We start from the raw sequence: 22,767 nt of genomic DNA on the forward strand, positions 1-22,767 counted from the left end.
AAATGAAAGAGCGAAAGAGCGAAAGAGCGGACGAGCGGAAAGGTGAGCCGGACGGCTTTCACGCTGTCACTCTTTCGCTCTTTCGCTCTTTAACACTTCTCCTCGGCGCGAATCTCGGCGACCGCGTTCAAACTCTACGACGTGCCATTGACCTGATTGCAGAACGCGTCGGCCCCGTGATTCAGTCATCGGGTTTGTATGAAACGGCGCCCTGGGGCATCACCGACCAACCGGCCTTTCTGAATCAGGTGTTGGTGGTGGAGACATTGCTGGATCCAGAAGCCGTGCTAACGCAGACCCAGGCCATTGAGCAAGCATTAGGCCGCGTTCGGATGGAGAAATGGGGCGCAAGATTGATTGATATTGATATCCTGTATTACGGCCAGCTTATTCAGCAAACCGACCGGCTGACCATTCCACACCCATATCTGCATCAGCGACGGTTTACGCTCGTGCCACTGGCCGAGGTTGCCCCAGATTTTGTGCATCCGGTTTTGCAGAAAACGACACTTGAGTTGCTGGCGGATTGTGAGGATAAGAGCAAGGTGACGGTTTTTTAATTCTCTAAAAACGTTACCCCTACGCTGAAAACGTAATACCTTTGTGTTAGGCCGCCGTCGGACGGCACAGGCCGCCCTGCGCCGAAGCGGAGCGGTCAGTTTGTATCAATTTAATAAAAATCATCTTTGATTATGTCTGCCACGCTTGACACCGTAAGTTTGTTAGCCGACCGCATCAACGCGTTGGAGGAATCGTCCACGCTGGCGATGACCAAAAAAGCCCGCGAGTTGGCCGCCCAGGGCCACAAAGTAATTAGCCTGAGTGTTGGGGAACCGGATTTTAAAACCCCTCAGCACATCTGCGAAGCCGCTAAAAAAGCCATCGACGATGGTTTTCACGGCTATTCGCCCGTTGCCGGTTATCCCGACCTTCGCAAAGCCATTGCCGATAAATTCAAGCGCGACAATAATATTGACTGGAAGCCCGAAAACATCGTTGTGTCAACCGGTGCCAAGCATTCTTTAGCCAATGTGATTCAGGTACTGATCAATCCCGGCGACGAGGTGATTATTTTCTCGCCCTACTGGGTTAGCTACTCCGAGATGGTGAAACTGGCCGAAGGCAAAGCTGTTGTTGTCGACGGTGCGTTTGAGAACAATTTCAAGGTTACCCCGGAGCAGTTCGAAGCCGCCATTACCGACCGGACCAAGATTGTCATGTACGCATCACCCAATAACCCAACCGGTTCAATTTATTCGGAGGCCGAACTTCGTGCCCTTGCCGGGGTGGTAGCCCGCCACGAAAATATTCATGTGCTGGCCGACGAAATCTACGAATACATCAATTTCACGGCCGAAGGCCATTTCAGCATCGGTTCGATTCCGGAAATTGCCGACCGCGTGATTACCGTGAACGGGGTAGCTAAAGGTTTTGCCATGACCGGCTGGCGCATCGGCTATATTGGCGCGGCCAAATGGATTGCCGAGGGCGTTGAGAAGTTGCAGGGACAAGTTACGTCGGGCACTAATTCGATTGCTCAGAAAGCAACCGTTGCCGCGCTGAATGGACCGATGGAGCCATCCAGGGAAATGGCAAAGGCCTACCACCGCCGGCGCGATTTGGTGGTGAAATTGTTGAAAGAAGTTCCGCATTTCCGCACTAATGTTCCCGAGGGAGCCTTCTACGCTTTCCCCGACATCAGCTATTACTATGGTAAGTCGGATGGGACGACCCATATTGAGAATTCCGACGACTTCGCCGAGTGGCTGCTCAATACAGCTCACGTCGCCACTGTTGCCGGTTCGGGCTTCGGCGCTCCTGACTGCCTGCGGATTTCGACTGCCGCATCCGACGAAGCCCTTGCCGAAGCCGTAAAGCGCATTAAAGAGGCCGTAGCAACGTTGAACTAATCTCATGTTTCCTATTCCAGATATATATCTGGAATAGGAAACCATTGACTGGAAACGCGTAGAACGAATGGAAAGGGGCTATCTCTGAAGGCCTCTACACAACTTATAGCTGGGCGGCAACGAAGGGTTGAGGAACCAAGAAACTAAAAAAGACAGGAAAATAATTTGACAACGTCGCCCACCAACTCAATTGAAAAAGTAATTTTTGGCATTATATTTGAGAATTCAGCTAAGTGGGTTGTGTAAGTGACAATAACTTTACATACTGAGGGTATAATAGCCAAAATTCCTGAGCAAACTTTTTCAAAAGGCACTTGTTTTTGTATTAAGACAGGGTTAATTTTGAGTATGAAGAGAATAGGGATTTTCCTGTGTACTTCTAAGTTGTCTACTTAATCTCAACCGTACACTTAATCTTTAAAATAATTCCCTTAGCCGATGAGAAACTTTCGCTTGTACATGATTTTTCAATGGGTGTTTTTTCTCCCCATTATTTTACCGTTATGTATTATCTTCGGAGCCTTACGCGGGATTATTCAAATGGTGGAGCGCGTTATGGAGCAAATTATTGCGGATGTTGTCCCTTCCGAACAAGCCTCATCGCCCTCATTGACTGAACGCTAAGTATACCTTTACTGCCAGAAAACGAAAAGGCCACATTTCCTGAACATCAGGAAATGTGGCCTTTTCGTTTTCTGGCAGTCGGTTATTCAAAAATGATATCCAGGTTTTTGTCCTTATAATCTTCGTCATCCAATTCCAGAAACTCCTCCCAGAACGGGTCGCTGGGTAAACCTGCCTTACAAATCAATGGTCGGTCTGGCGCTCCGGCCTGTTTAACGGGATGAATGAAATAAAGCCGCCGGGCGTGGAGGTAAATCTTTTTGTCGGCCACGGCCCGGTCGTAGCCGTATTTGACATCCCCCCGAATAGGGCAGCCCATGTGTGCCAATTGTGACCGAATTTGGTGCGGTCGGCCCGTAATGGGGTTCACCTCCAGCAAAAAGTGTTCATTGATCCGGCCCAGTAACCGGTACGAGAGTTCGGCTTTTTGGGAACCGGGCACTTCATAATCATAAACCGTTACCTGATTTTTCTGTTCGTCTTTCACGAGCCAGTTCACCAACTTGTCGGTGTCTTTGGGCGGTTTCTGTCGGATAACGGCCCAGTACGTTTTTTGCACCTGCCGCTTCCGAAAAATCTCGTTCATTCGCTCCAGCGCTTTTGAGGTGCGCGCAAACACGACTAAGCCACTCACGGGGCGGTCGAGCCGATGAACTAAGCCCAGAAAAACATCACCGGGTTTATTGTACTTCTCCTTGATATAGTCTTTCAACACATCCAGCAGGGTGATATCGCCGGTTCGATCACCCTGAACCAGAATGCCCGGCTCTTTATTGACAATCAACAGGTGGTTATCTTCGTAAACAACCTGATACGGTTTCTTTTTCATATAAAGTAAGGAATAATGGATAATATAAAATGAATAATGCTGGCGCACTGTCCATTCTACATTATCCATTATTCATTTCTTGTTTAACTCAATACGCTTCTTTCTCGTTCGGGAAGTCGTTGGTTTTCACGTCATCGACATAATGCGCGATGGCCTCAGTCATGATTGTGTGCAGGTCGGCATACCGGCGCAGAAAGCGTGGTTTGAACTCATTGTTTATCCCCAGTATATCGTGGATTACCAGAATTTGCCCGTCGGCATCTGGCCCGGCCCCGATACCAATGGTGGGGATAGTCAGGCTTTTCGACACGGTTTTAGTAAGGGCCGCCGGAATTTTTTCGAGTACCATACCGAAGCACCCAATCGCTTCGAGCATGTGCGCGTCGTCAATCAACTTCTGCGCTTCGGCATCTTCTTTAGCCCGTACTGCGTAGGTCCCGAATTTATAGATGGATTGCGGTGTCAGGCCGAGGTGGCCCATGACGGGTACGCCCGCGCTCAGGATTCGAACGATTGATTCTTTAACTTCCAGCCCTCCCTCCATTTTAACGGCATGAGCACCTGATTCTTTCATAATGCGAATGGCCGACCGAAGAGCCTCTGTCGAATTACCCTGATACGAACCAAACGGCAAATCGACCACCACCAATGCCCGCTTTACTCCCCGCACTACCGCGCTGGCATGGTAAATCATCTGGTCGAGGGTAATGGGCAGCGTTGTTTCGTGGCCCGCCATAACATTTGAGGCCGAATCGCCCACCAGAATCAGTTCAACCCCGGCGGCATCGACCACGCGCGCCATCGAATAATCGTAGGCAGTTAGGGCAGAAATTTTCTCGCCTTTATTTTTTAATTCCTGAATGGTGTGCGTCGTAACGCGCTTGATGTCGGAGTTATGAACAGACATGAGAATTTACGATTTACGAAGTACGATTTACGAATTGTTACTCATGTGCGAACAAAAATCGTACATCGTATTTCGTAAATGTACTTCATCTTGGAATGAGCCACGATTCGGGGTTGAGTTTAGTAAACTCTTTCCAGATTTGGAATTGAATTTCCGATACGCCGTTTTTATCGGTGGCTACGGTGCCGATGGCTTCGCGGGCCTTCACGCGCTGTCCCGCCCGAACGGATACGCTGCGTAACTTGGCATAAACCGTAAAGTAATCGCCATGCTGAATGGCCACCACATTGTTCATACCTGGCATATTAGCCACGTCCTGCACAACGCCATCGTATACTGACCGGACACCCTCGCCCGCATTTGTTTGAATGTCAACACCCTGATTTTCAACGAATATTCCTTTCAGAACGGGATGGGCTTTGCGGCCAAAGTGGTCAGAAATAAAGCCTTTCGTAACGGGCCAGGGCAAACGCGCCCGCGAGGCTGTAAATGACGAGGCCAGCGCGGTTTCTTCGTCGTTGAGGTTATTGTTCCGGCGTTCGTCGGGTCGGGCCGCGTTCGGCTTTTTGGCTGTCGATTCTGGTTCATCGGGTCGCTCCACTTTGGCTACGTCGGCGGGGGCGGGTTTTTCGCCAGCTTTTTCGGCAGCGGCAATGGCTTCTTCGGCTCGTTTGCGTTCGGCGGCTTTGCGGGCCGCTTCGAGTCGGGCAAGGCGTTCCCGCTCAACCCGCTCGCGGGCTTCGCGGTCGGCCCGCTCTTTTGCTTCGCGCAGGACAATGCGCGTAATCATGGCTTCGAGCCGGTTGATGGCCCGGCGGCTTTCGGCGAGTTCAGCCGCCAGTTCAGCTTCTTTCTTACTTAACTCTTTCACAACCTGGTTTTTGGCATCTTTCAGGTTTTCCAGATTTTTAGTCTCGTTAACTTTCGTCCCTATCGTGCTTTTTTGTTGCTGGCGTTTGCGCTGGGTAGCCTGCTGTTTTCCCTGCAGCATGGTCTGCACATTGTTCATTTGCCGAACCTGACTTTGGCGGGCGTCGGAGTATTGGCGCAAATACCGATAGCGGGCAACGAGTTGATTGAAGTTATCGGCCGCAAACAAAAAACCGAGCGGATTGACTTGCTGCCGTCGTTTGTCGGCAGCATAAATCATGGAGCCATATTCGGTTCTGAGTTTATTGAGGTCTTTGGTAAGGGTCGTGCTGGCCTGCCGGAGTTCAGTAATTTCGGCTTCGGTGAGCCGCAGGTCTTTATTAAGCAGGCCAATTTGCTGCGACTGGGTTTGAATCTGCTGATTCAGGGCTTTCAACTGGCCTAAACCCGCCTGCTTTTCAGATGCTGTTTGCTTTAAGATGGTGCGTATCTGGTTCATCTTCTCCAGATTCTGCTTTTTTTCCCGTTCCAGCACCTGCCGGCTACGCTGAGTTTGCTGGGCCAGCGTTGGGGCGGATAACCCCAAAAAAACGAGCGCTACCAAGCGGATGGTAACCCATCGAACAACAAATAGAGAAAAGGGAAATGGGGGGCGCATAGGTGCTGAAACCAACAATAAACTTAGGGGCGACGGGTATAATTGGCCGGAATGGTGAATGGGTATCCCGGATTTTTGTCAACCAGTTCAACTTTCGTATGCTTGATACGCAGCAGGGTCTGGTAAAATTGCCCATCCGTCTGCGACTTATAATCAAGGGTTACCAGGCTTGTATACGGGAACAGAAAGTTGTTGAGCGACGTAAAATCTTCGTAGGCCAACTGCAGCGTGTTTTTGGTCGGTTGCTCAGTCACCATCAGCTTTTTCAGCTTTCGGTCATTTTCGCCGATGTAGTTCTCAACCAGTACTTTACCCTCACTCTGCCGAAGCAGCAGGTAATCCCGCTCGTTTTTGATTTTCTGCGCCGGGCGTTTCGGTAAGGGCAGGTTGCCGACAATGAGCGCCTGAAGCAACTCAAAATTCATCTGAAAATTGAACTGTTTACTTAGCGTCGGAAAATCATAGACTGAATATTCCCGGTGTATTTTATCAATAATAAAGATGGAATCACGGGTAATCAATCCGCGAACGGCTTCGATGCCTAATTTGGAAACCGCCAGCCAAATCAGACTGTCCTTCCGGACGCGGATGTTGACATTTGCGTTGTCGATATCCTGCTGCTGACTTTTAAAGGATATTTTGGACTTGGCGGTCAGGTAGCGAAAGTCGATTTCGGCAACGTTAGCGCGGGCTTCGTCAATACCGGGCCGGGTTGGGCGGGCGGGTGTGAATATCGACGTAGAATCGGATGGGCGATTGGGAGTCGGGCGAACGGCAAGGGCAGAGTCAGGCGTAATAGCGGTAGCCGAAGTCGGGCGTTGCCCGGCTGGCGTGGTGCTACCTGACTGAGACAGGTGCCGACGACGACAGCCTTCCGAATTCAAAAAAACGCCTATTAAAAGGGCAATCAACAGGTATTTATTCATTTGGGTAAGTTCGGTTTATAGTTTATGGTGTTGGGTTTGTGGTTGGCTGACGCGAAAACAACTCATGCGTCAGCCAACCATAAACCCAACACCATAAACTATAAACCCTTTTACAATTTGCCAGCCGCTATTTTCTTATCAATATCTGGGCTGGCACCGCCTTTTGTTTTGGCCTGTTTCCACTGATCGAGCGCCTTGTCGGGCTGGCCAAGCTGGTAGAGAACGTCGCCGTAATGTTCAATAATCGTACCGCTAATGTTCGCCGTGTCGGCCAGGGCCTTCTCTAAATATTGCCTGGCTTTGGCATAGTCTTTCGAGACATACAGCACCCAGGCGTAGGTGTCCAGATAGGTGGCATTGGTCGGGTTTCGTTCAACGAGTTTTTGCGCCAGTTGCAGGGCACGCGGCAGGTTTTCTTTCCGCAGCGACAGAAAGTAGCTGTAATTATTGAGAACATGGTCGTTCAGCGGGTCTATTTTCAGGACAGCCTCGTAATACTCGTTGGATTTGGCATGTTCGCCCAGGCCGTTGTAGGCGTCGCCCAGTTGGGCATCTATGCCTCTTTTTAGTTCATTGTTTGAACTGGTAGCCAGCAACTTCCGGCTTTCTTCGAGGGCGTCGACGGCCTGCTGATACTTGCGCTTAACCAGATTGGCGGATCCGTTCGAGTACCACAGTAATCCCTGCGTTGGAAATACTTCAAGCGCTTGCTCCGAATGGGTCAGCACACTATCGACCTGATTCAATTCACCATCTAACTGAAGCAGGGCACCCCAAACTTCGTAGACGGAGCCATCTAACCGGGCGGCTTTGGCGTAGGCATCGCGGGCTTCGGTTTTTTTGCCTTGCTGCACGAGTAAATCGGCCAGCATCACCTGCGTTTTCGGGTCGTTTGGCGAGGTTTTCGCTAATGTCTGCGCCATCCCCAGCGCATCTTGCCGGGCAGTTGGATTTTCGCCCGTCATGCCAACGTAACTCGACAGAATCCGCGCCTTCAGGCCAGCCTCAAGATTGGGGTTGGCCAGCACCTGGTTTAATTCTTTACTAACGCGGTCCATGTCGCCCTTTTTGCGGTAAATGTCGGCCAGCAGAACATGGGCTTGTGGCAGGTCGGTGTTGAGTTTGAGTGCCCGGTCAATCCAGGTAAGTGCCTGTTCGCTACGGTCGTTGGCGATGAGCAGTTCGGCTCCTTCGAGCAGGTAATCGGGGTCGCCCGGCTCGGAGGCCACTAATTTCTCGGCTTCTTCGATAGCCTTCTCAAGTTTGTTTTGTTTGAGGTAAATGCGCTGTTTCTGGCGAATAATCTCTTCGTTCGGCCCCAGTTCACGCTCTACTTTAGTATAGGCGTCGAGGGCTTTGTCGGGCTTTTCGTTGAATAAATAAATTGCCGCCAATTCGACGCCATATTCTGCATTTTCAGGCCCTTTTTTCACTAATTTTTCATACAGCTCTTCGGCCTCGGTATAGCGTTTTTGCTTGATATAGAGTTCGGCTAAGAGTAGGGTGTAAAACTTGTTCTGGCTGTCGAGAGAATAGGCTTTTGTGGCATACGGAATGGCCTCAGCAATTTTGCCGGTTTTGAGCAGGGCGCTGGCCGTCGAATACTGAGCGGCTGAGTTATTAGGGTCTTTCTGCAACACTTTTCCGAACTGGGTGATGGCCTTGGTGGGTTCGTCGGTCATCAGATAGCGCACGCCTTCGGTGAATTGCGTTTCGGCTTCAATCCGCATTGTGGTGGTCGAAGCGGCTTTCGCCAGCGTCGTGTCCGCTTTCTCACGTCGGCGCTGGGCTGATGCCGGAAGTAGACCGAACCACAGAATTAGCAGTCCGAGGGCACCAAGCGACCCAATCAGGGGGCGATTGCAGGAAAATAAAGATAACATATTCATGCTGGTCAGCGTATAGACGAACTTACTTACCAAAACGCGGTCTGCCTCCTTCTATTGCGGCTTTAGTTTGACTAAGCTCCTTAGACAAAGGTAGTTTAAATTGATGGAATGTCGGTAAACACGCCACACACGTCCGAAAGACGATTCGTGAAACGCGATTCGTGTTCATAAAAGGCCCTGCTAATTAGTTTGCCTTTCTGTTTTTTCAATAGAACGCTGATTGTTATGGTTACTATGATTTTAAGAATATAGAAAAATAACTAATCAATGACAACTTTTGCCGATACCACTGGAAAGTCAGCGTTAATCTTAATAATCATAAAAATCGACGTTCTATTGATTTTTAGAACGCTGATAAAGGAAAGTAAACGATAAGATTGTGAACAAGTGGCGGTTTACGTGTTTATAAATGGTAGTAGAATCAATTTATCAAGTATAAATCCCAGCACATGGAAACCCTGTATACAGCCACCGTAAGCAATGTTGGCGGCCGTGAAGGCGATGTGAAATCGCTCGATGGTAGTTTAGAATTAAATGTGAAGCGACCCGTCGAAATGCACGGCGAAGGTGGGGCGGCTAACCCCGAAATGCTATTCGCGGCTGCCTATAGCGCCTGCTACAACAGTGCACTGATAACCGTTGCCGAACGCCGGAAAGTTATCCTGCCCGACCATGCCGTTGAGGTTAGCATTTCACTCAATAAAGACGGTAATACCATGTTTCTCTCGGGTAAGATTACCGTGAAAGCCCCGCACATGGACCATGACCAGCTTCAGCAGTTGGCCGAAACCGCCCATGCGGTCTGCCCCTATTCCAAAGCCGTGAAGGGAAACATGGAGATGAAAATTGACGTAATGGTGTAGGTAAGTCAATAGTCGATAGTCAGCAAATGCCAAAGATTGACATTGGCATTTACTGACTATCGACTTTTTTAACAATATATAATCCATTCTGGCAAACATTTCGTTACCTTCAAAACGTTATGGGAGTGTAAACGACACCTGTTAAGATACGGACGAATGGATGAGATAAATAATGCTGCGAACGAACCGGACGGTCGTAAAGCAACCACACCAAAAAATGGCATTCAGAACGACAGGGCAACGGTTCGGCTGCCCATGCTCCTGGGTATTACACTCGCCGGAGGAATGCTCATTGGCGCCACGTTTTTTGGCGGTACCAAAAGCCTGAATACCATCGGGCGGGGCTACACCAAATACCGCGAGATTCTACAATTAATCGAAAATAACTACGTCGATTCGGTCAATACGGACGAGCTGGTTGATTATTCGATTGAGAAAATGCTCCAGAAACTCGACCCGCACACGGCCTACATGAATCCGCAGGATGCTGTTGCCGCACGGTCGCAGCTCGAAGGGGGGTTCGACGGTATTGGAGTGGAGTTCAATATTTACAAAGACACCGTATATGTGGTTACACCCTTAGCCGGTGGCCCGTCGGAAGCTGTTGGCATTCAAAGTGGCGACAAAATTATTAAAGTAGACGATAAGCCGTTAGCTGGCAGTAAACTGGAAAACGGTGCCGTGTTTAAAGCCCTTCGTGGCAAACGAGGTACAACCGTTAAATTGACGATCCTGCGGAAAACGGATAAGCTACCCAAAGACTATACCGTTACCCGCGACCGGATTCCGACCTACTCGGTCGATGCCGCTTACATGATTAACGCCAAAACGGGTTATATTAAAATCAATCGCTTCTCCGAAACAACCTACGACGAGTTTAAAACGGCCCTGTCTTCGCTTAAGGCGCAGGGTATGACGCAGTTGATGATGGACCTGCGGAATAATCCCGGCGGCTATATGGACCGGGCCACTAACATTGCCGACGAGTTCATTTCAGGTAATAAACTGCTGGTATATACCGATGGTAAAGACAATCGGTACGACCGCCAGACTCATGCCCGCCTTGCCGGACAATTTGAAGAAGGACCCCTGGTTGTTCTGGTCGATGAAGGAAGTGCATCGGCGTCAGAAATTGTGGCGGGTGCCCTACAGGACCATGATCGCGCCCTGATTGCCGGTCGGCGGTCGTTTGGGAAGGGTCTCGTACAGATGCCGGTGACGCTTTCCGACGGGTCTGAACTGCGGCTGACCATCTCGCGGTACTACACGCCCAGTGGTCGAAGTATTCAGAAACCTTATGTGCCGGGCCAGGAAGGTGATTATGAAAAAGACCTCGAACTCCGCTCGAAACGGGGCGAATACTACATTGCCGACTCGATTAAAAACGATCCCAAACTGAAGTTCAAAACCGATGGTGGCCGGGTCGTGTATGGCGGGGGGGGCATCACACCGGATTATTTCATTCCGAGAGACTCGACCTGGCAGACTGCCTATCTGGTGCAGCTATACGGCAAGAGCATCATCCGCGAGTTTGCGATGGAATACACGAACGACAACCGGAAGAAATTAGAGAAACTGTCGTTCGAGGAATTCAATCGCACGGTTACAATTAACGATGAGCAAATGAGCCGGTTGGTGAAAGATGCAACCGAGGAGGGCATTAAGTTTAACGAGAAAGAATACAACCGCTCGAAAAATTATATCCGCAACCAGATAAAAGCCCTCGTGGCGCGGACGGTGTATCAAAAAGCCAACAAAGCCGGGCAGAACAACGAGTTCTTCCGGATCATTGGTCAGAACGACGAGACTTATCAGAAAGCATTGACGCTCTTCGATCGGGCCGATAAACTTGAACACGGCATGTTCACGTATAATCAGAAGTAGACAGGTAGCGAGGTGCCGGGTGCGCGGAGCAGGGGTGTGAGGTTTGTACGCCCTGCTCCGCGCACCCGGCACCTCGCTACTTAACGTTCTTACTAAACTGATAGGCCAGCCCTAAAAACGATTGCAGGTTACCCGTTTTGAAATCCTTGCGGGAGTAGGGGGCAATCTCGAAGGCGACGCGCAGGTTAGGCATGAACGTAAGCGGTTTTATCCTGACCCCGATGTGTAACGAATACCCTTCCAGAATATCGCGGTTGTCGATGCCGTTCAGCGCATTAAAGCGAATACCCAGCCCTGTGTAGTAATTCACCTGTGCCTTTCTGGCCACGTTGATCATCGGGCAGATGGTGGTGCTCAGCGACCCAAATAAGGTATTGGTTTGTACACGGGCATCGAGCCAGAAGGCGCGGTCGGCATTGGTACTGACCGTAACAAGGTCACGAAAGGGATAATACGCTACCGAAGCCTGACCAAAGACCGATAGGGTCATACCCAGAAGAAAAGCGGTTAACACGTGTTTCATAGCCGCAAATCAACAACTTTCTACACCATAAAAAAACCGAATGAGCCGTAAACCCTGTAATCCTGTCTATCCTCAAAGAACTTGTCCTGTACCCCACGTGTAAGGTGTACCTCTTGGTCTTGATTTCTTCGTACCTTTACGGCCCTTTGCTGCTACTTATTTCTTTAAACATGTCCTGGTTCGTCCGAAAAGATAAGGGTATTCAGACCCCAACCGAAATGAAGCGGGAAGCTCCCGATGGGTTGTGGTATCAATGCCCGAACTGCAAAAAAGCCATGCAGACGCGGGAGCATAAACTCAATGCTTACACCTGCGTTCATTGCAATTACCACGAAAAAATTGGGTCTGAAGCTTATTTCTCCATCCTGTTTGATGAAAATGAGTTTATCGAACTCGACGCCAGTATGCACTCGGCTGACCCGCTGAATTTTGTCGACACCAAGCCCTATCCGGCGCGGGTGAAGGCAACCATTGCCAAAACCGGCCTGAACGATGCCGTTCGAACGGCCCACGGCCCCATGCACGGCCTGACGGTGACAATGGCCGTGATGGATTTTAACTTCGTTGGCGGCTCAATGGGGTCGGTAGTGGGGGAGAAGATAGCCCGCGCCATTGACTACGCCATTGAGAACAAAACGCCTTTTTTCATGATTTCCCGGTCGGGTGGGGCGCGGATGATGGAGGCCGGTTTTTCGCTGATGCAAATGGCCAAAACGTCTGCCAAACTGGCCCTGTTAGACAAAGCTAAACTGCCTTACATCTCGCTTCTGACCGACCCGACAACGGGGGGCGTCACGGCGTCTTATGCTATGCTGGGCGATTTCAACATTGCCGAACCCGAAGCCCTGATTGGCTTTGCCGGGCCGCGCGTTATCCGCGAAACCATCGGCAAAGATCTGCCCAAAGGGTTTCAGAGCGCCGAATTCGTGCTCGATCACGGTTTTCTGGACTTTATCGTTGACCGGAAAGACTTGAAAGATAAAGTGGTGAGTTTGTTCAGAATGTTACTGTAGCCTGGTGGGCGGGGAATGGAGCCGGGAATGCTCTGCGCCCCGTGCTCCGCGCCCCCCGCCCCATGCGCCTTATTCGCCGTCCTGTTCTGTGCAACTACTACCTGACCTATCGCTGCAATGCGACCTGTAGTTTTTGCGACATCTGGGAGCGGCCTTCGCCTTATGTCACGCTGGAGAACGCCCGGCAGAATTTTCGTGACCTCAAAAAATTAGGCGTTCGCGTAATTGATTTCACCGGGGGCGAGCCGCTGCTGCACCGCCAACTGCCCGAACTGCTGCATGAGGCTAAACAACTTGGCCTGATCACCACCGTCACGACCAACGCCCTGCTCTACCCCAAACAAGCCGACCGGCTGCGGGGATTAGTCGATATGCTGCATTTTTCGCTCGATTCGCCGGTAGCCGACGAACATGACCGCTCCCGTGGGGTGAAGTGCTTCGACAAGGTAATGGAGTCCATTGCCATTGCCCGGCAACTGGGCGAACGCCCCGACATTCTGTTCACTGTTTTTGATCATAACGTTCATCAAATCAGGCAGATGCACGAGGAAATTTGCCTGCCAAACGATCTGGTACTCATTCTAAACCCTGTATTCGAGTACAATGCCGTTGATACCGGCGATCGTTTTTCGGAAGATGCACTGCGGCAGATGTCGCGGTGGGGCAAGCAGAAAAACGTTTATTTGAATGAGGGGTTTATTGAGCTTCGGCGCGACGGCGGTAACCATATTGAAGACCCCGTTTGCCGGGCAGCAAGCACAACGATTGTCATCTCGCCCGAAAATAAACTCGTGCTGCCCTGCTACCACCTGGGGCTAAAAGATTTCGCCATAAACGACAATTTATTTGACCTGTATCGTTCCGACGAGGTTCAGAAAGTAGTGGCTTTAGAGGGTCGTTTGCCCGCCTGCGAGGGCTGTGCCATCAACTGTTACATGCAGCCGTCCTTTGCGGTAGAGGTGACTAAATACTTCTGGCATGCCCTGCCCAGCACCCTCAAATACAACTGGGTGAAAGGCACCTGGAAGCAACTGCTATAAATCATCTCTTCACAATCTTTCGGATTATAACTCGCCCGCCAACAAGAGCGCGGAGCAGATAAACCCCTGGTGTGAGGCTGCCCATATCAATAACCTGTTCGTGTTGTCGTGCCGCCCGGCTGAACCTCAGTTCGTGCAGTTTCCGACCGTTTATGTCGGTGAGTTGTAGGGTAGCCGTTGCTGGATTACTGGTTTAGATAACCACCTGCAGGCGGTCGTCCACCGGGCCTGGGAAAGCGATGATCTGCACATCGGAGTCGGCATACTGGGTTACCGCCGTAAGAATAGCACCTTCAAAGGCCGGTTCGTAGGGTGGAATCGGGCTGGACGGGCCAGGTGTGTCGTCGGCAATAAACAGAATTTCCTGGGCAGTCTGGCTGATGAGACTGCCATTTCGGTATTCGTCTATGTTGAGGGCAATGCTATAGTAACCCGCCTGAGTAGGGGAATCCCAAACCAGAGTGCCCGTGCGGTTATTGAGTTTAAATGTGCCCCGACGGGTTACGTCATTCGGAAACTGGTACGAAGATACCACGCGCCGACTGCATGATTCGCTACCTGCGCTGGTAAGCGCCTTCGCTAAACCATATACCAAACTATCACCTTCGGCATCCGTCGCTTTTAGTGAAATAGTTGCCTGTTGATTGACGCCAATACGAAACCCACTTTCAGGAAAGCCCGGCGTGGGGGTCTGGTTTACTGGGTTTGTCGAAATCGTTGTGGCTAAGGTGAATAACTGATTGCTGGCATCGGTGATGTTTTTGGTGACGCTTCGATTGGGCAAATTGGCCGTTAAGGCATACGTACCTGGTCCGGCATAGGTATGGATAAGCGTATAGCTATTAACGCTTACGGTTCTGTCTGTTATGTAGACCCGGCTTGCGCGATAGGTCGTCGCAGTTGTGCCGTCGCCAAAACAGACCACATACTCATTGGCCTGATCGGCGGCTGCTTTCCCCTGAGCTTCGTCCAGGTAGAGTAATACGGTCACCTGATACGTGAGCGATGAACCCAAAACGGGCTTTGCCTGAATGTAGCCCCCGCGCAAATGGGTAGCCTGTGCAGTCTGAGTGCTTACCAGCAGGCCTAAAAACAGAAACGTTCTCATATGGAGTTAAGCAGGAAAGAAGAGTTGGAGTTATCTGAATAACTCCAAATGGACACATAGCCATATGCCTGGTGTAAAAGATTTTTTAAAAGGTATTACTTACCTTTCCTCATGCTTTACACCGCCAATCAAGCCGCTCAATTGCCCGCTTCGGGCTTCCGCTACCTGCTCACCTCGCTCACCCATCATGTGCTGACGATTACGTTGAACCGCCCCGAAAAAAAGAACGCGCTCAACCCGCCGATGCTGGCCGAAATTGCCTTTGCGCTGGCGTATGCTCATCATACGGCCGATGTATGGATAGTTGTGCTGGCGGCTGCGGGCGATACGTTTTGTGCCGGTATGGACCTCAAAAGTTTATCGTCAGGAAATACCCAACCGGCTTCAATTCCTGAACCCGAAGGGCCCGTTCGGCTGGGAGAATTAATGGCAGGTTTGCACAAACCCTGTATTGCGCGGGTGCAGGGACCGGTCTATGCAGGTGGTTTTTTGCTGGTTGGCGGCAGCACCTACGTAGTGGCGGCCGAGTCGGCAACATTTAGTTTGCCGGAGGTGAAGCGGGGTTTGTTTCCGTTTCAGGTGCTGGCCGTTTTGCTCGACATTATGCCCGCCCGCACCGCCCTCGACCTGTGCCTTCGCGCCCGAATCCTGACCGCTACCGATGCACTGACAATTGGGTTAGTAACAGCCGTAGTGCCCACCGACGAATTAGATGATGCCATTTCGGACCTGGCGAATGAACTAAAGCAGTTTTCGCCTACTGCCATGCAGTTTGGGTTGAGGGCGCACCAGCAACTAAAAAACCTGCCGTCGACTGAACAGCAGGCTTATTTATACGACCAATTTCGGGAACTCCAGCAAACCCCCGACGCTAAAGAAGGCATGGCGGCTTTTCTGGAGAAGCGACCGCCCAGGTGGGGGAGGAGCTAATTACGGCTTCGGTAAATCCGGGCAATTATCTTTCCGGCGTGTGTCGATAATGCTCTGAATTTTCCAGTTGCCGCTCACTTTAACGAGCGTGAAGGCGTTGACACCGCAGTGGCTTTTTTTCTCCTGGTAATAAAACACATAGGGTGTCCAGGCCGTTGCCAGTTCGGCATCAATTTTAATCTCCATCCCCGACAGCCGCTCATCGAGTGCAAAGACAGGAGCCTTAGCCACAGAGGCCGCAAACTTACTAACGTCGTCGTTCCGCACCGAAACCTCACCTTCCTTGCTCTTGGCGATTGTTTGCAGCGAAGCGCCGGACATGAAAGCATTTTTCACCTGCGTCGAGTCGCCTTTTCGCATCCCGTCGAACATAAGTTTGATGGTGGTTTTAACGGCGGCTTCGTCAGCGCTGGTTTGCGCCAGGGCGGGAAGACAAGCGAGGAGGAGGAGTAGCGTTTTCAACGTTGGGCTGATTAGGTGGAAAAGACCTAAAAGGTTTCAAAAACCTTTTAGGTCTCGCTGGTTAAATATACTGATTCACAATCATTTCATACAATTCCTGCTTACCGCTCAATTGGTTCGGCTCGCCGTTTTGCATGGCGTATTCCCGCAGGTTTTCGAGCGTCAGCTCACCTTTCTCAAAGCGGGCGCCCTCGCCGGAGTCGTAGCTGGCGTAGCGGTCGGCACGTAGTTTTTTATACTGCGATTTGTTCAGGATGGCTTCGGCGGCAATGGCTGCGCGGGCGAACGTATCCATGCCGCCAATGTGGGCAATGAAAATGTCGTCGAGGTCGGTGGAGTTCCGGCGCGTTTTGGCGTCGAAGTTGACGCCACCCGATTTCAGGCCACCCGCTTCCAGAATCACCAGCATGGCTTCGGTCAGTTCATACACATCTACCGGAAACTGGTCGGTATCCCAGCCGTTCTGGTAGTCGCCCCGGTTGGCGTCGATGCTGCCGAGCATGTTGTTGTCGGCGGCTACCTGCAATTCATGCGCGAAGGTATGATTGGCCAGCGTAGCGTGGTTGGTTTCAAGGTTTAGTTCGAAATCATCCTGCAAACCGTACCGATTCAGGAATCCTACCACCGTAGCCGCGTCGAAATCGTACTGATGTTTAGTCGGCTCCATGGGCTTTGGCTCGATGTAGAACGCGCCTTTGAAGCCCTGCCTGCGGGCATAATCCCGGCTGATTTGCAGGAACTTACCCAGATGTTCCGTCTCGCGCTTCATGTTGGTGTTCAGCAGCGACATATACCCTTCGCGACCACCCCAGAAGGTGTAGCCCGACCCACCCAGTTCAATCGTCGCGTCGATGGCGTTTTTCACCTGCCAGCCGCCATGCGCCAATACGTGGAAATCGGGGTTAGTCGATGCGCCGTTCATGTAGCGTTCGTGCGAGAACAGATTAGCCGTTCCCCACAGTAGTTTCACCCCACTGGCGGCCTGCTTCTGTTTCGCATAATCAACAATGGCGCGGAAATTTTTCTCAAACTCCGCGTTTGAACTGCCTTCCGGCGCTACGTCGGTATCGTGGAAGCAGTAGAACTCCATGCCTATTTTCGTAATAAACTCGAAAGCTGCGTCCATTTTATCGTGGGCGGCTGCCAGCCGGTCGGCCTTGGCATCCCAGGGGAAATGCTTAACGCCGGGACCGAAGGGGTCGCCCCCGGTGCCGCAGAACGTGTGCCAGTAAGCCGTTGCAAACCGGAACAGGTCCTTCATGGGTTTGCCCAGAATGAGCCGGTTGGCATCGTAGAACTTGAAGGCCAGCGGGTTATCAGACTCGCGCCCTTCGTACTGGATGGGTTTCTCGACAAACGGGAAATACGTTTTTTCGCCGAGGGTTAGCTTAACGTCAGACATGAAAACAGGAATTGAGGGAATACTTGATTGAAAAAGAAAGCCAAAGGTAGTTTCTCCTTACTCTCCGGGCAACGCCATAATGGCTAAACAGCCATCTTTTTCCATCAAATCATCCTCAACAAAAAACTCAATTGCAGGCTTGTAGTAAACGAGTAATTCTACGGCCTGCCCGTTGGCTAAATTACCGGTTCGTAGCCAGATGATTTTCGGAGGAGGGCCATAAAGTGTTGTTAAATTATACAAATCTTCGTCAAACGTAATAATTGTATAATCATGTTTACGCAAAACTCCCAGATCGCCCGGTCGTCTTTGTCATACAGCCCGTTTTCTCTAACGCCTTCAACAATGGGGAAATGCTCCTTTAATTTTTTGACAACACGGAACGAAATATTTTGGTCAAGGAGAAGTTTCATGCCGCAACTCGAAGGTAGTTCTCTTTATGGGCTGCGAACGCCAGGCTGGCATAAATGTCATCTTTTGTCAATTCGGGGAAGTCACTTATAATCTCATCCATCGTCATACCAGCCGCTAACCAGCCGAGAACATCGCCAACAGTGATTCGCATACCCCGAATGCAGGGTTTCCCACCTCGCTTGCCAGGTTCAATTGTGATAATCTGACGATAGTCAACCATGATTTTATTTGTTTCGACAAATCTAATTACAAACGATCATTTTGCTTCCAACTTATTCAGCCACCCCTCATAAGCTTCCCGATAAGCGTCCTGCGCCCGCATGTCGGGGTCGATGGTTTTGGTGACGTGCAGGCCGGTGAAGGCTTCCTGCGCGTTTTTGTAGTGGCCCAGCCCCAGTCCGGCCCCGCGAGCCGCTCCCTGTGCGCCATCGGTGTTGTAGAGTTCGATGGTAGCGCCGGTCAGGTTAGCCAGCGTGTCGCGGAAGAGTGGACTCAGGAACATGTTGGCCTCGCCCGCCCGGATGGTTTGCAGCCCAACGCCCACGCTTTCCATAATCTGAATGCCGTAGTAGAACGCGAACACGATGCCTTCCTGCGCGGCCCGAATCAGGTGCGGCAGTCCATGCCGGTTCAGTTGCAGTCCGTGAAACGACGCGCCCAAATCGGCATTTTCAAGCATTCGCTCGGCGCCGTTGCCGAATGGCAGACATACTAACCCATCGGCGCCGACGGGAGCCTGCTGGGCCAGGATGTTCATGTCGGCATAACTAACCGACCGTTGCAGGGCCTGATTTCTGAGCCAGCTATTGAGAATGCCCGTGCCGTTCACGCACAACAAAACCCCGTATCGGGGTGCCTGAATGGTGTTACTAACGTGCAGAAATGTATTGACTCGTGATTTGGGGTCATACTGCGCCTTGTCGCTTACGCCATACACCACACCCGACGTTCCGGCGGTAGCCGCAATCTGCCCCGGCTCCAGCACATTCAGCGACCAGGCGTTATTTGGTTGGTCGCCCGCGCGATAGGTAACGGGTGTTCCGGCAGCAAGGCCCAACTCGGTGGCTGCCGATGTGGTGAGTTCGCCCTGGGGGGCAAACGTTGGTTTGATGGTCGGAATAAGCGCCGGGTCGAACCCGAAGTAATCCAGCAGAAATTGAGCGGGCTGGTGCGCCTGAAAATCCCAGAATGCTCCCTCCGACAGACCCGATGCCGTTGTTACGATATCGCCCGTCATGCGGGCGGCAAGGTAATCGCCGGGAAGCATGAAATGAGCCACCCGTGCGTACACGTCCGGTTCGTTGGCCTTTACCCAGGCAAGTTTAGCGGCTGTGAAATTGCCCGGCGAATTGAGCAGATGGTGCAGCGTGCGGTCGTGTCCGAGGGCATCAAACGCTTCGTTGCCATACGAAACGGCCCGGCTGTCGCACCAGATAATGGAGGGGCGTAACACATTGAAATTCGTATCGACCACTACCAAACCGTGCATCTGATACGAAATGCCAATGGCTTTCACCTCGCCGGGCCGGATGTTGGCCTCCTGCATCACCGCTTTACTGGCTAAACAGGCATTCTGCCACCACAGTTCAGGCTGTTGTTCGGCGAAACCCGGTTGCGGGGCGTCGATGACCATTTCGGGTTGGGGATAGAACGCGGAGGCAACGACGTTGCCACTGTCGGCATCGAGTAGACACGCTTTGACGGACGAACTGCCGAGGTCGAATCCAAGAAAGTACATTTGGTTGAGGAGTTAAGAAATCTGTTGCGAAAGTACAACGGGAAGGGGAAAATCAGTAGATAGAGTAGAAATAGGGTGTAGGACAAGTTTATTTTTTGGACAGGATTTTCACTTGAGCGAAATCCCATGAATCCTGTAAGCCTGTCCAAAAACAACTTGTGGAAATGTCGCTTATCTTGCGCTCGTATGAAACGCCCTCTGACCCTGCTTGTTCTTTTTTTAACGACTTTGTCAATTAGTTTTGGACAAACGCAACAGCCAACGGACTGGACAACCCAATACTGGCCCGCCCGCTGGATTCTGCACCCAACGGCTCCCGCCCGGCAGTATGGTATTTATCACGTCCGAAAAACCATTGAGTTACCGCAGAAACCGGCCCGCTTTGTCGTGCATGTGTCGGCCGATAACCGGTATCGGTTGTTCGTCAATGGGCGGTCGGTAGCAATGGGGCCGGCTCGCAGCGATACGCAAAACTGGAATTACGAAACCCTCGATCTCGCGCCTTATTTGCAGGCGGGGCGTAACGTGCTGGCCGCTCAGGTGTGGTACATGGGCGAGGGCGCACCCTTCGCCCAGATGAGCTACCAGTTGGGGTTTCTGATGCAGGGCAATGGAGATGCCGAAAAAATGGCCAATACCGATGCCACCTGGAAGATTTTCCAGAATCCGGCCTACTCGCCCATCAAAAACGACATTCCCAAACTCAGAACCTATATCGTTGCCGGTGATGGCGACCGGGTCGACGCGGCTAAATACCCCTGGGGCTGGGAGCAGCCGAATTTTGACGACAAAGCCTGGGTAGCGGCCAAACCGCTCGGTTTTCCGACGAAACCACGCGGACTCGGCACCGACGGCAACTGGGGCTTAGTGCCGCGCACGATTCCCATGATGGAAGAGGGTACCGTTCGGCTGGTAACGGTTCGGCGGAGTGAAAACGGCAAAATAGATAATACGTTTTTGCAGGGAAAGTCACCCGTAACGGTTCCGGCCAATACGAAAGCCATCTTTCTGCTCGACCAGAGTTACCTCACCAATGCCTATCCCGAACTGACTGTGAGCCGGGGTAAGGGTGCCGTAGTAACACTATCCTACGCCGAAGCGTTGATTGATGCTCAGGGTAAAAAAGGCAACCGCAACGACGTAGAGGGCCGAACCATGCGCGGGTTCGACGACCAGCTTGTGGCGGATGGAACCAGTAAACGAACGTTTCGACCGCTCTGGTTTCGGACGTATCGGTATCTGCAACTCACGATTGAAACGAAAGATGAACCGTTGATACTGGAGGATTTAGTGGGAAAATTTACGGGCTATCCGTTTGAGGAAAAAGCCCGGTTCATGGCCAACGATACGACCCTGACGAGTATCTGGAATGTGGGCTGGCGAACGGCCCGGCTCTGCGCGGGCGAAACGTACTTCGATTGCCCCTACTACGAACAACTGCAATACACCGGCGACACGCGCATTCAGTCGCTGATTTCGCTCTACGTTACCGGCGACGACCGACTGATGCGGAAAGCCATTCTGGACTACGATCACAGCCGATTCAACGACGGACTAACCCAAAGCCGCTACCCATCGGCTGATTTTCAGGTGATTCCGACGTTCTCGCTCTTCTGGGTTTGCATGGTTCATGACTACTGGATGCACCGGCAGGATGATGCGTTTGTGAAGTCGATGCTGCCCGGTATTCTGAGCGTTCTGAACTGGCACGAACAGCGTATTGCCAAAACCGGCCTGAACGGGCCGCTCGAATGGTGGAATTTTGTGGACTGGTCGGCCTGGAAAAACGCTAAAGACGAGGTTGCCGGGGGTGTTCCGGCGGGTGCCCGAAAAGGCGGGTCGAGCATTCTGTCGCTGCAACAGGCCTACACCTACTTCCGGGCGGGCGATTTGCTGGCGCACTATGGTCAGAACGAACGCGCCGAATATTACCGCGAACTTGCCCGGAAACTCAACAAAGCGGTCTATGCCCAATGTTGGGATGCCGCTCGCGGCTTATTCGCCGACACACCCGACCGGAGCACTTTTAGTCAGCACGCCAACATTCTGGCCGTACTGACCAACGCCGTTCCGGTGGAGCAGCAGGCCGCTCTCCTGCAAAAAACCATGACAGATACCTCGCTCACACAGACCACGTTTTATTTCAAATTTTACCTATTTGAGGCCCTTAAAAAAACAGGCCTCGGCGACCAGTTCATTGCCCAGCTAAAACCCTGGCGCGACATGCTGGCCATTGGCCTGACCACCTTTGCCGAACAGCCCGAACCTACCCGCTCCGACTGCCACGCCTGGAGTGCCTCACCGTTGTACGAATTCCTGTCGACGACCTGTGGCATTCGCCCCGGCGAACCGGGTTTCCGCACCGTGCGTATCGAGCCCTTTCTGGGTGATTTAACCAGCGTAGACGGAAAGATGCCCCACCCATCGGGCGAGATTGCCGTCCAGTTTCAGAAGACCCCGGCGGGTGGCTTAATCGGCAGCGTAACGCTTCCCACCGATTTGACCGGCACCCTGCGCTGGAAGGGAAAAACCCTGGCCCTGAAAGCGGGGAAGCAAACAATAAGTTTGTAAAAAGCGGACTGTATTTGGTGAGCCGTTTCATAAAAAGAGGGTCAAGTTCCATACAGATGACTCTACTAAGCTGTAAGGCAATAAGTTTGTTAATCTGGTCACATAAACAGGGCCTTTTAAGCCTGACGCAGGAATTAATTGGATGTTTGCTTGTCAGTCAGGATTTCTTCAATAATTTGGCAAATAGAAGTATAGAGCCTTATAAA

21 protein-coding genes and 1 pseudogene are annotated in these 22,767 nt (G+C 51.6%); 9 read left to right on the forward strand and 13 right to left on the reverse strand.

What is annotated here, in order from left to right; genetic code table 11:
- Nucleotides 1-2 precede the first annotated feature (2 nt).
- From folK to ACYVI1_RS06555, 3 genes are all read left to right on the forward strand, one after another.
- Nucleotides 3-560 carry a 2-amino-4-hydroxy-6-hydroxymethyldihydropteridine diphosphokinase gene (folK, locus tag ACYVI1_RS06545; RefSeq protein ID WP_460908009.1) on the forward strand — a complete coding sequence of 186 codons (558 nt, stop codon included), beginning with the start codon at nt 3-5 and terminating at the stop codon, nt 558-560.
- Nucleotides 561-692: 132 nt separating this feature from the next.
- The gene (locus ACYVI1_RS06550) at nt 693-1,910 is read left to right on the forward strand and encodes a pyridoxal phosphate-dependent aminotransferase (RefSeq protein ID WP_460908011.1); all 1,218 of its coding nucleotides are present in this window, start codon (nt 693-695) and stop codon (nt 1,908-1,910) included.
- A 438-nt stretch (nt 1,911-2,348) separates the two neighbouring features.
- Nucleotides 2,349-2,534, forward strand: a complete 186-nt coding sequence (locus tag ACYVI1_RS06555) for a hypothetical protein (RefSeq protein WP_460908014.1) — start codon at nt 2,349-2,351, stop codon at nt 2,532-2,534.
- Between the two features lie 82 nt (nt 2,535-2,616).
- On the opposite strand, the gene ACYVI1_RS06560 is transcribed toward ACYVI1_RS06555, so the two are convergent.
- The 5 genes from ACYVI1_RS06560 to ACYVI1_RS06580 form a co-directional block, all read right to left on the reverse strand.
- Nucleotides 2,617-3,363, reverse strand: a complete 747-nt coding sequence (locus ACYVI1_RS06560; protein WP_460908016.1) for an RluA family pseudouridine synthase — start codon at nt 3,361-3,363, stop codon at nt 2,617-2,619.
- A gap of 88 nt (nt 3,364-3,451) precedes the next feature.
- Nucleotides 3,452-4,270 carry a 3-methyl-2-oxobutanoate hydroxymethyltransferase gene (gene panB / locus ACYVI1_RS06565; RefSeq protein WP_460908018.1) on the reverse strand — a complete coding sequence of 273 codons (819 nt, stop codon included), beginning with the start codon at nt 4,268-4,270 and terminating at the stop codon, nt 3,452-3,454.
- 85 nt (nt 4,271-4,355) lie between these two features.
- A complete protein-coding gene (locus tag ACYVI1_RS06570) occupies nt 4,356-5,798 on the reverse strand; it encodes a murein hydrolase activator EnvC family protein (RefSeq protein WP_460908021.1) in 1,443 nt (480 codons plus the stop codon).
- Between the two features lie 23 nt (nt 5,799-5,821).
- The gene (locus ACYVI1_RS06575; RefSeq protein ID WP_460908024.1) at nt 5,822-6,724 is read right to left on the reverse strand and encodes a DUF4292 domain-containing protein; all 903 of its coding nucleotides are present in this window, start codon (nt 6,722-6,724) and stop codon (nt 5,822-5,824) included.
- Nucleotides 6,725-6,834: 110 nt separating this feature from the next.
- Nucleotides 6,835-8,613, reverse strand: coding sequence for a tetratricopeptide repeat protein (locus ACYVI1_RS06580; RefSeq protein WP_460908027.1), 1,779 nt, complete (start codon nt 8,611-8,613; stop codon nt 6,835-6,837).
- A 449-nt stretch (nt 8,614-9,062) separates the two neighbouring features.
- On the opposite strand from ACYVI1_RS06580, the gene ACYVI1_RS06585 reads away from it, so the two are divergent.
- The gene (locus tag ACYVI1_RS06585) at nt 9,063-9,476 is read left to right on the forward strand and encodes an Ohr family peroxiredoxin (RefSeq protein WP_460908029.1); all 414 of its coding nucleotides are present in this window, start codon (nt 9,063-9,065) and stop codon (nt 9,474-9,476) included.
- A 156-nt stretch (nt 9,477-9,632) separates the two neighbouring features.
- Nucleotides 9,633-11,360, forward strand: coding sequence for a S41 family peptidase (locus tag ACYVI1_RS06590; RefSeq protein ID WP_460908031.1), 1,728 nt, complete (start codon nt 9,633-9,635; stop codon nt 11,358-11,360).
- Between the two features lie 76 nt (nt 11,361-11,436).
- Here ACYVI1_RS06590 and ACYVI1_RS06595 read toward each other — a convergent pair whose 3' ends face one another.
- Nucleotides 11,437-11,883, reverse strand: coding sequence for a hypothetical protein (locus ACYVI1_RS06595; protein WP_460908033.1), 447 nt, complete (start codon nt 11,881-11,883; stop codon nt 11,437-11,439).
- A 170-nt stretch (nt 11,884-12,053) separates the two neighbouring features.
- Here ACYVI1_RS06595 and accD point away from each other — a divergent pair, with 170 nt between their 5' ends.
- Nucleotides 12,054-12,896, forward strand: a complete 843-nt coding sequence (gene accD / locus ACYVI1_RS06600; RefSeq protein WP_460908035.1) for an acetyl-CoA carboxylase, carboxyltransferase subunit beta — start codon at nt 12,054-12,056, stop codon at nt 12,894-12,896.
- A gap of 62 nt (nt 12,897-12,958) precedes the next feature.
- Nucleotides 12,959-13,936 (forward strand): radical SAM protein, encoded by a 978-nt coding sequence (locus ACYVI1_RS06605; RefSeq protein WP_460908038.1) that lies wholly within the window; start codon nt 12,959-12,961, stop codon nt 13,934-13,936.
- A gap of 1 nt (nt 13,937) precedes the next feature.
- Here the strand turns inward: ACYVI1_RS06605 and ACYVI1_RS06610 are convergent, their stop codons facing one another.
- A complete protein-coding gene (locus tag ACYVI1_RS06610; protein WP_460908777.1) occupies nt 13,938-14,090 on the reverse strand; it encodes a T9SS type A sorting domain-containing protein in 153 nt (50 codons plus the stop codon).
- 39 nt (nt 14,091-14,129) lie between these two features.
- On the reverse strand, nt 14,130-15,044 hold the full coding sequence (locus tag ACYVI1_RS06615; RefSeq protein ID WP_460908040.1) for a T9SS type A sorting domain-containing protein: 915 nt from the start codon (nt 15,042-15,044) through the stop codon (nt 14,130-14,132).
- Between the two features lie 111 nt (nt 15,045-15,155).
- Between ACYVI1_RS06615 and ACYVI1_RS06620 the strand changes: the two genes are divergently transcribed.
- Complete coding sequence (locus ACYVI1_RS06620) at nt 15,156-15,974, forward strand: enoyl-CoA hydratase/isomerase family protein (RefSeq protein WP_460908042.1); 819 nt, start codon at nt 15,156-15,158, stop codon at nt 15,972-15,974.
- On the opposite strand, the gene ACYVI1_RS06625 is transcribed toward ACYVI1_RS06620, so the two are convergent.
- The 5 genes and pseudogenes from ACYVI1_RS06625 to ACYVI1_RS06645 all read right to left on the reverse strand — a co-directional run bounded on the left by ACYVI1_RS06625 (nt 15,975) and on the right by ACYVI1_RS06645 (nt 19,990).
- A complete protein-coding gene (locus ACYVI1_RS06625) occupies nt 15,975-16,436 on the reverse strand; it encodes a nuclear transport factor 2 family protein (protein ID WP_460908044.1) in 462 nt (153 codons plus the stop codon).
- 61 nt (nt 16,437-16,497) lie between these two features.
- Nucleotides 16,498-17,838, reverse strand: a complete 1,341-nt coding sequence (xylA, locus tag ACYVI1_RS06630) for a xylose isomerase (RefSeq protein ID WP_460908046.1) — start codon at nt 17,836-17,838, stop codon at nt 16,498-16,500.
- 57 nt (nt 17,839-17,895) lie between these two features.
- A pseudogene (locus ACYVI1_RS06635) lies at nt 17,896-18,251 on the reverse strand (DUF5615 family PIN-like protein).
- Complete coding sequence (locus ACYVI1_RS06640; protein ID WP_460908048.1) at nt 18,248-18,472, reverse strand: DUF433 domain-containing protein; 225 nt, start codon at nt 18,470-18,472, stop codon at nt 18,248-18,250. Before ACYVI1_RS06640 ends, ACYVI1_RS06635 begins: the two are co-directional and overlap by 4 nt.
- Nucleotides 18,473-18,508: 36 nt before the next feature.
- A complete protein-coding gene (locus ACYVI1_RS06645; protein WP_460908050.1) occupies nt 18,509-19,990 on the reverse strand; it encodes a xylulokinase in 1,482 nt (493 codons plus the stop codon).
- Between the two features lie 186 nt (nt 19,991-20,176).
- On the opposite strand from ACYVI1_RS06645, the gene ACYVI1_RS06650 reads away from it, so the two are divergent.
- Nucleotides 20,177-22,561, forward strand: coding sequence for an alpha-L-rhamnosidase-related protein (locus ACYVI1_RS06650; RefSeq protein ID WP_460908052.1), 2,385 nt, complete (start codon nt 20,177-20,179; stop codon nt 22,559-22,561).
- Nucleotides 22,562-22,767: the final 206 nt, after the last annotated feature.

The sequence above is a fragment of the Spirosoma areae genome, from assembly GCF_054781775.1.